Here is a 3073-nt window from a genome sequence, read left to right as displayed (position 1 = left end):
GGTGAGCCGCCTGCAGCTGCCCGGCGACGTGCCGCGTCTGGACGTGCTGCTGGACGCCGTGCCCGGTGACCCGGGCGCCACCCCGCAGGACGTGGCCTACGCGCTGCCGTTCGACGCCCGGGGCTTTCAGGTCAGCCAGGCCCCGCAGGGCCGCTTCAGCCATACCGATGCCGAGAACCGCGATGCCATCGACTTCGCCCTCCCCGAGGGCACCCCGGTGCTGGCCGCGCGGGCCGGCCGGGTGATGCAGGTGCAGGGCACCTTCGTTGACCACGGCCTGGACCCGCAGCGCGACCGTGACCGGGCCAACTTCATCCGGATCCTGCACGAGGACGGCAGCATGGCGGTGTACGCCCATCTGCAGGCCAACGGCGTGCTGGTGCGCAGCGGCCAGCGGGTGGACGCCGGGCAGCGCATCGGGCTGTCGGGCAATACCGGCTACAGCACCGCCCCGCACCTTCACTTCGTGGTGCAGGCCAACAGCGGCATGCAGTTGCGCTCGGTGCCGGTGCGCATCGTGACCCCGCAGGGCGAGCTGCACTTCGCCCGCGAGGCCGCCGCCAGCGGCACCACCGGGCAGCCCTGACCCCGGCCGCCGCCCACCCCCGCTATACTGGGCGGCTTATCTCCATGAAAAGCGCCCCGGGCGGGCGCGTCACGCCATGTCCGAAGTCGCTACCGAAGCTGCGCGCCGCCGTACCTTCGCCATCATTTCCCATCCTGACGCCGGCAAGACCACGCTGACCGAAAAGCTGCTGCTGTTCGGCGGTGCGATCCAGATGGCCGGCTCGGTGAAGGGCCGCAAGGCCGCCCGCCACGCTACCTCCGACTGGATGGCGCTGGAAAAGGAGCGCGGGATCTCGGTCACCTCCTCGGTGATGCAGTTCCCGTACGAAGGCAAGATCGTCAACCTGCTCGACACCCCCGGCCACGCCGACTTCGGCGAGGACACCTACCGCGTGCTCACCGCGGTGGACTCGGCGCTGATGGTGATCGACGTGGCCAAGGGCGTGGAAGAGCGCACCATCAAGCTGATGGAAGTGTGCCGCCTGCGCGACACGCCGATCATGACCTTCATCAACAAGCTGGACCGCGAAGGCAAGGAGCCGATCGACCTGCTGGACGAAGTGGAGAGCGTGCTGGGCATCCAGTGCGCCCCGGTGACCTGGCCGATCGGCATGGGCCAGCGCCTGAAGGGCGTGGTCCACCTGATCAGCGGCGAAGTGCACCTGTACGAGCAGGGCCGCAACTTCACCCGCCAGGATTCGACCATTTTCCCGTCGATCGATTCGCCGGGCCTGGCCGGGAAGATCGGCGAGCGCATGCTGGCCGACCTGCGCGACGAACTGGAACTGGTGCAGGGCGCCAGCCATCCGTTCGACCTGGAGGCCTACCTGGCCGGCAAGCAGACCCCGGTGTTCTTCGGCTCGGGCGTGAACAACTTCGGCGTGCAGCCGCTGCTGGACTTCTTCGTCGAGCACGCGCCGTCGCCGCAGCCGCGCGCCACCACCGGCCGGGTGATCGCCCCGCAGGAAAACAAGCTGACCGGTTTCGTGTTCAAGATCCAGGCCAACATGGACCCGCAGCACCGCGACCGCGTGGCCTTCATGCGGGTGTGTTCGGGGCGTTTCGTGGCCGGCATGAAGACCTTCCACGTGCGCACCGGCAAGGAGATGAAGCTGGCCAACGCGCTGACCTTCATGGCCAGCGACCGCGAGATCGCCGCCGAGGCGTGGCCGGGCGATGTGATCGGTATCCACAACCACGGCACGATCTCCATCGGTGACACCTTCACCGAAGGCGAAGCGGTGAGCTTCACCGGCATTCCGAACTTCGCCCCGGAACTGTTCCGTCGCGCACGCCTGCGCGATCCGCTGAAGCTCAAGCAGCTGCAGAAGGGCCTGGCGCAGCTGTCCGAAGAGGGCGCCACCCAGTTCTTCCGCCCGCTGATGAGCAACGACCTGATCCTGGGCGCGGTGGGTGTGCTGCAGTTCGACGTGGCGGCCTACCGTCTGAAGGACGAGTACGGGGTGGAAGCCACCTTCGAGCCGGTGAGCGTGACCACGGCGCGCTGGGTAAGCTGCAGCAACGAAAAGAAGCTGGAGGAGTTCCGCGAGAAGAACGCGGGCAACCTGAGCATCGATGCGGCCGGCCACCTGGTGTACCTGGCGCCGACCCGGGTCAACCTGCAGTTGGCGCAGGAGCGCGCGCCGGACGTGCGGTTCGCGGCCACGCGCGAGGCGGCACACAGCATTTCGGTGTCCTGAGACACCGGCTGAACAGGCACGCGTGCATGCGCGTGCCAACGCGGCGATGATAGGGGGGAGCGGGTCCCCCTCCCCGCACTGTCGATGGCCATGACTACAGTTGCTTCCGTTCGTGAAGAAATCGCCAGCGCCCTGACCCACGGGTTGGGCGCGGTTGCCGCGCTCGCCGCCAGTGCGGTGCTGATCACCCTTGCCGCGATCTACGGCGACGGCTGGCAGTTGGCCAGCGCGATCGTGTTCGGGGTGGCGCTGTTGCTGCTGTATACGGCGTCGACGCTGTACCACGCGATCCAGCACCCGGTGGCGAAGGGGCGGTTGAAGGTGTTCGACCATTGCGCGATCTATCTGTTGATCGCGGGCACGTATACGCCGTTCACGCTGATCGGCCTGCGCGGCGGTCCGTGGGGCTGGGGGATGTTCACGGCGATCTGGGCGCTGGCGCTGGCCGGGGTGATTTTCAAGCTGTTCTTTACCGGCCGCTTCAAGCTGCTGTCGACGATCATCTACATCGCGATGGGCTGGATGGTGATGGTGGCGATCAAGCCGATGTGGGCGTCGATCGACGGCTGGACGCTGGGCTGGCTGTTGGCCGGCGGGCTGTCCTATACGTTGGGCACCTATTTCTACCACCGCGAGTCGATCCGCTATTCGCACGCGATCTGGCATCTGTTCGTGATCGGCGGCAGCGTGTGCCATTTCGTTGCGGTTACTGCGCAGATTCTTTAGAGATTGTTTGTTTTTTTCGGCAACTTTTTCAGGTCAAGGTCAAGGTCAAGGTCAACTTCAACTGCTGACGCCGGTTGGCC

General features: G+C 66.5%; 3 protein-coding genes. All 3 read left to right on the top strand.

Annotation, left to right across the window (positions count from 1 at the left end):
• Positions 1 to 586 (top strand): M23 family metallopeptidase (locus DBR34_RS10925; protein ID WP_146186819.1); only part of this gene is annotated, 586 nt, incomplete at its 5' end.
• A 76-nt stretch (positions 587 to 662) separates the two neighbouring features.
• A complete protein-coding gene (locus DBR34_RS10920; RefSeq protein ID WP_128096812.1) occupies positions 663 to 2267 on the top strand; it encodes a peptide chain release factor 3 in 1605 nt (534 codons plus the stop codon).
• Positions 2268 to 2351: 84 nt separating this feature from the next.
• Entirely contained in the window at positions 2352 to 2993 is a 642-nt protein-coding gene (locus tag DBR34_RS10915; RefSeq protein WP_128096811.1) for a hemolysin III family protein, read from the top strand.
• The last annotated feature ends 80 nt before the right edge of the window (positions 2994 to 3073 follow it).

The organism is Stenotrophomonas sp. HMWF003 (genome assembly GCF_003061285.1).
GTDB classification, from domain to species: Bacteria; Pseudomonadota; Gammaproteobacteria; order Xanthomonadales; family Xanthomonadaceae; genus Stenotrophomonas; species Stenotrophomonas maltophilia_AP.
The sequence above is the reverse complement of the archived record's forward strand: the minus strand, read 5'-3'. Positions and strand labels throughout refer to the sequence as shown.